The sequence below is a fragment of the Cryomorphaceae bacterium genome (assembly GCA_007695365.1).
Classification (GTDB): Bacteria; Bacteroidota; Bacteroidia; order Flavobacteriales_D; family SKUL01; genus SKUL01.
In genome coordinates this window covers 1-5,351 of record REDV01000012.1, presented here as the reverse complement: position 1 = coordinate 5,351, position 5,351 = coordinate 1, and the positions used below count along the sequence as shown (strand labels likewise).

Genomic DNA, 5,351 nt, shown 5'->3' with positions numbered 1-5,351 from the left:
TTGTTTGAACCGGCAGCTTTTCCGGCCAACACGCAGGTAATGATGTGGTTTGGGGGAGTTGATTACACCTCCGATGGCGAAGTGGTTTTTCCTCCTGTGCCGCTCGGTTATCATAAAATCCGCATCGCCAATCATCCCTTCAGTTTCGGAAATACGCCCGAGCTCAATATGCAATCAGGCTTTCTGATGGGGCCTTCTCCGCTTTTCAATCTCGGGTTTGATCTGCCATACTACCACAACATCACCATCAACACGGACGATTACGAACCCGGAGTGGTGTATTACATGCGCGTGTACTGGCAGGGCGCGCAGCAAAGCCAGCCCACCGAGTTTCCGCAGGCCGATACGCAGATTTTCTGGATATTACACATGAGTTTTACCGTTGAGGAGTGAGAAATCTGCTTAGATATACCTGCGTCTTGTATCTGTGGGTGGGCATGACTGCCTGCGAAAAAGAAGAGCGCATCACGGGAGACCCTTCTGCACCCATCAGTCCCGTGCCCGAAATATGGCTGGGTAACATGCCCTTGCAGTATTCTCAGTTCGACGATGTGATGATACCCGTGCATTACCGCGATGGCAACGGAGACATCGGCTTTGCCAACGCCGACTCGGCCGTGGTGTTTGTTACCGACAACCGCGCCGACTTGCTTTTTACTTTTCACGTGCCACCCCTCGCCCCCGAAGATGCCAACGTAGCCATAACAGGCGTGCTGGAAGTGGTGGTTGAGAATATTATTCTTCTCAATACATCGGGAAATCCTGAAACCACTACCTTTAACGTGCAATTGCGTGACCGCGCCGGAAACTGGAGCAACAAGGTGGTTACGCCCCAACTCACCATTCAACCTTAAGCCTTATGATGCACCCTGCCGAAAGAGAACGCGCCGAAAAATACCACTCTGCCAAATCGCGGGTAGATGCGCTCAAAGGTTTTTACAGCCACCTGTTTTTCTTTGTGTTGATTAACATTGGGTTGTTTCTGCTCAATTACTTTGCCTCGCCTGGCCTTTGGTGGTTCTACTGGCCACTGCTGGGATGGGGGCTTGGCCTGCTGGCGCATTTCATCTCTGTGTTTGTGCTACCCAAATGGTTTGGCCCCGAATGGGAAGAACGCCAGATCAAAAAAATGATGGGCGAGTAATCCACAACACTGGCGCGTTCGCAACGCGTGCCTGTTGGAACCCTAATACCGCAACACCCTCGTGTGCTGCACCTCCGTCTCCGAGCGCACTTCAATCACGTACAAACCACGCGGTAAATCGCCTACATCAAGCAGCAATTCATCGCCCCGCCACAAACCTGTAGTATTAAGTGACCGAACCTCCTGCCCGGCGAGATTTACTATGCGCAAGCCGGTAATTTGCGCCAGGTCGCAACGCAGGGTGAGCGGCCCCGAAGTGGGATTGGGAAACACCTGCAAGCTCGATTCGCGCTTGAGCTCCGCTGTGCTTAGCGTGAGATCCATTCTGAAAAGATACAGCCCGCTGGTTCGGTCAGAGATCAGCAGGCGCCCCGAAGGCAAAAACGCATAGATGCCCCACGCCCCGTTGAAGGAGTAGGAAATGTCGCCGTTAAAGGTGTCGTACCAGGCAATACGCTCGGGGTTTTCGGGGTCGTTAAGGTCAAAAATCTGTAAGCCATCGTTATAGTGCGAAACGTACACGATGCCGTCTTTCAACATGAGATTGTGCGGCACGCTGTTGGGCGAAATATTGGATGCAAACGTACTCAGCACCTCTATGTTGCCGAGGTCCGACACGTCACAGGCCTTCATTTCAAATCCGTCGTTCTCGTCGGCAAACACGTACAATTGGCTGTCTTCGGACAACCAGCCGCTGTGGTTGTAGCCCTGGTCGGGATAAGTAGTGAGTGAGCCGAGCAGTTCGGGATTGAGCGGGTCTGCAAAATTCACCACCCAAAGCCCCTGATTGGCGGCGTTGAGGTATGCGGTATCATTGCGCACATAGAGATCGTGTACGTAACTTACCGGACCAAAGAAGTTGTTGACGAGGGTGGGTTGGGTGGGCTCCTCCAGCGAGATAATTCTGAGAGGTGACCCACTGGGCCCTGCCAGGTAAGCCAGTGCTGAAGTGCTGTCAATAAAGATATTGTGGGCGGTGGTCACGAGTTCATTGGAGTTGTACACCAGCTCAACGGTATCGGGTAGCAGATGCAGGTCAATAATCTGCAAGGTGCTGGTGCCCTGGTCGCAGGTGCCGTAGAGGTAGCCTTTGTAGTCGTGAAAATCGCGGTGCACCACCTGCCCTTGAAACGCGCCCGGCACAAACGCCACTTCGCTAAAAGTGTCATCGTCGGTAATCCGAAAAATATGGGTGCCCATGGTTGAACCTATAACAGCGTATTCCAGACCATCATGCACAAAGCCCCATACTTCATTGTAACGAATGCCGTGGCTGATGGTAGGAAGGTTGTCATCCTGCCAGTTATCCAGCAGAATTACGTTTTGAGAGTCCTGCGAAAAAAGGCCCGTTGAGAGCAACAGGAGCAGGGCGGTAAAGGCAAAGCGAGTGTTCATGGCGTCTGGTTTAAGGTCTAAAGATGCTTATTTAGTATGGATACGAGGCATTCAAATTTTGGCGTTGTTTTCATTCTCAAGGCAAATGGTCTATCTTCGTCAAGCCTAAAAACCCGCAAGCACCGTGTCCAACTGCCTGGTTATTATACCTACTTACAACGAAAAAGAAAACGTTGAGCGCATGCTTCGCAAGGTTTTTTCGTTGGAAAAAGCTTTTCACGTGCTGGTGGTTGACGACGGTTCGCCCGATGGAACGGCCGACATTGTGCGCAAACTTCAGTCAGAATTTGCCAATTCTTTACACTTGTTGGAACGCAAAGGAAAGCAAGGGCTTGGCACTGCCTATATTGCCGGTTTTCGCTGGGCCCTGGAGCGCCAGTACGATTTTGTGTTCGAAATGGACTGCGATTTCAGCCACAACCCCAATGACCTTTTGCGCTTGTACGACGCGTGCTCCAATGGAGGTGCCGACGTGGCCGTTGGAAGCCGCTACGTGTCTGGAGGAAAAGTGGCCAACTGGCCGATGGGGCGCATCCTGATGTCTTACTTTGCTTCGCTGTATGTGCGCATGATTCTGTGGATCAACATCAAAGACACCACCGCGGGTTTTAAGTGCTATCGGCGCAAAGTGCTCGAAAACATAGGTTTGGACCAGGTGCGTTTTGTGGGTTACGCCTTTCAGATTGAAATGAAGTACCGCGCCATCCGCAAGAATTTTACCGTGGTGGAAGTGCCCATCACCTTTGTGGACAGGCAGTTCGGCAAATCAAAAATGAGCACACACATTTTCAAGGAGGCCTTTTGGGGCGTTTTTCAAATGCGATTTACCATATAAGCTATGGCACTACTGATTAAAAACGCGCGAATCATCAACGAAGGAAGGAGCTATACCGGCCACGTATGGATTGAAGGACAGCGTATTCGCGAGGTGTACGAAGGAGATGCTCCGGCAGGTTTTAAGGGCGAGGAATACGACGCTTCAGGCCACTGGCTCATGCCCGGACTGATTGACGACCAGGTGCATTTTCGCGAGCCGGGCCTTACCCACAAGGCCGATCTGTACACCGAGTCGCGTGCGGCTGTGGCAGGAGGCATCACATCGTTTATGGAGATGCCCAATACGGTTCCCAATACGCTTACACAGGAGCTCTTGCAGGCCAAGTACAATCTGGCGGCTGAAAAATCTGTGGCCAACTACAGCTTTTTCATGGGGGCGGGCAATGACAACCTCGCCGAGGTACTTAAAACCGACCCGCAACAGGTGTGTGGCGTAAAGGTGTTTATGGGCTCCAGCACCGGCAACATGCTGGTTGACAACCGCGAAACGCTCAAAAACCTTTTTGCCGAATGCAAAATGCTTATTGCCACCCACTGCGAAGACGAGGCCACCATTCGCGCCAATACCGAGCGATTCAGGCATGAGCACGGCGAAGACATTCCTTTTCGCTGGCATCCCATTATCCGCAGCGCAGAAGCCTGCTATAAATCCTCATCCATGGCTGTGGAGCTGGCCGAAAAGTACGGTACGCATCTGCACATTCTGCACATTTCCACCGCCCGCGAAACCGGGCTTTTCCGCAATGACATTCCGCTCGAAGAGAAAAAAATAACCGCCGAAGCCTGTACCCACCACCTGTGGTTTTCCGATGCCGATTATGACACCCATGGTGCGCGCATCAAGTGGAACCCAGCCGTAAAAACTGCTGATGACCGCGCGGCTGTTCGACAAGCAGTGATTGACGGCCGGATTGACGTACTCGCCACCGACCACGCGCCCCATACCATCGAGGAAAAAGGCAAAACCTATTTTGAGGCTCCCGCAGGCGGCCCGCTGGTTCAGCACGGATTACTCGCCTTGCTCGACTTGTGCCATCAAGGTGTTTTCAGTCCGGAACTCATCGTGCAGCGCGCCTGTCATGCGCCGGCCATCCGGTTTGCGGTAAAAGACCGCGGCTTTATCAGGCCCGGTTATTTTGCCGATCTGGTGCTCGTTAAACCCAATTCGCCCGAAACCGTAGAAGCAGGAAAACTGCTGTACAAATGCGGTTGGTCGCCTTTTGAAGGGCATACTTTCAGGAGCAAGGTGGCGGCAACTTTTGTAAACGGTGAGCAAGTGTACAACGGCGTTCGCGTAAACGACGAAGTGCGCGGTATGCGCCTGAGCTTTAACCGATGAAGCACTGGTTGAAAGTCGTTCCGCTGGTGCTGGTGCTGGCTTGCCAGTCAGACAGGCTTGAATCGCCCCCCGCCAACGCACTGAGCAAGGAGCACTTCATTACCCTGATGGTAGATATGCACCTGGTAGAAGCCGTGGTAAACCAGAAATACGACCTTTTGAGCGACACCACCGGCGATGTATTTGGCTACTACAAAGCAGTTTTTGAGCGCCACGGTACCACCCACACCGATTTCGACTCAACCTATAACTACTACCTGCGTCACCCCAAACTCCTGTTGCAGGTGTATGAGCAGGTAGAAGACAGCCTCCGCAAACTCTCCGAAGACCTCGTAGAGAACGAAGAAAAGTGGCAGCGGAAGAAGGGGGGGTGATAGTATCATTTGATAGTATCAAAGGTAGGGCTTTGGGTAGAATCAGCCCTCAATATTCAGTGGCATTTGCTTTTGATATCGAGCAAGGAGTTAGTCTTGTATGCAGCTCCCTATTCTTGCACTCCCCTTCGATAGATACCTTTTATGAATGGGCAGACTCTTCCGCTTACCCCAATAATTGACCATCAATATTTTGAAGTTCAATCTCGAAAAAGTTAACTTTACCCGTCAACCCAAAAACGCTTACCGTGTTCAAAGCAGA

The 5,351-nt window shown here is 52.0% G+C and carries 7 protein-coding genes; 6 read left to right on the top strand and 1 reads right to left on the bottom strand.

Features of this window, described 5'->3' with window-relative positions; translation table 11 throughout:
- From EA392_00250 to EA392_00240, 3 genes are read left to right on the top strand one after another with little or no spacing between them, the layout of a single operon-like run.
- Positions 1-393, top strand: coding sequence for a hypothetical protein (locus tag EA392_00250; protein ID TVR42545.1), 393 nt, complete (start codon positions 1-3; stop codon positions 391-393).
- 44 nt (positions 394-437) lie between these two features.
- Positions 438-854, top strand: a complete 417-nt coding sequence (locus tag EA392_00245; GenBank protein TVR42544.1) for a hypothetical protein — start codon at positions 438-440, stop codon at positions 852-854.
- 8 nt (positions 855-862) lie between these two features.
- Entirely contained in the window at positions 863-1,144 is a 282-nt protein-coding gene (locus EA392_00240; GenBank protein ID TVR42546.1) for a histidine kinase, read from the top strand.
- 42 nt (positions 1,145-1,186) lie between these two features.
- On the opposite strand, the gene EA392_00235 is transcribed toward EA392_00240, so the two are convergent.
- Entirely contained in the window at positions 1,187-2,539 is a 1,353-nt protein-coding gene (locus EA392_00235; GenBank protein ID TVR42543.1) for a choice-of-anchor B family protein, read from the bottom strand.
- A gap of 124 nt (positions 2,540-2,663) precedes the next feature.
- Here EA392_00235 and EA392_00230 point away from each other — a divergent pair, with 124 nt between their 5' ends.
- The 3 genes from EA392_00230 to EA392_00220 are packed head-to-tail and all read left to right on the top strand — an operon-like array spanning position 2,664 to position 5,089.
- The gene (locus tag EA392_00230; GenBank protein TVR42542.1) at positions 2,664-3,374 is read left to right on the top strand and encodes a polyprenol monophosphomannose synthase; all 711 of its coding nucleotides are present in this window, start codon (positions 2,664-2,666) and stop codon (positions 3,372-3,374) included.
- Positions 3,375-3,377: 3 nt separating this feature from the next.
- Entirely contained in the window at positions 3,378-4,715 is a 1,338-nt protein-coding gene (locus tag EA392_00225; GenBank protein ID TVR42541.1) for a dihydroorotase, read from the top strand.
- On the top strand, positions 4,712-5,089 hold the full coding sequence (locus tag EA392_00220; GenBank protein TVR42540.1) for a DUF4296 domain-containing protein: 378 nt from the start codon (positions 4,712-4,714) through the stop codon (positions 5,087-5,089). Before EA392_00225 ends, EA392_00220 begins: the two co-directional genes overlap by 4 nt.
- The last annotated feature ends 262 nt before the right edge of the window (positions 5,090-5,351 follow it).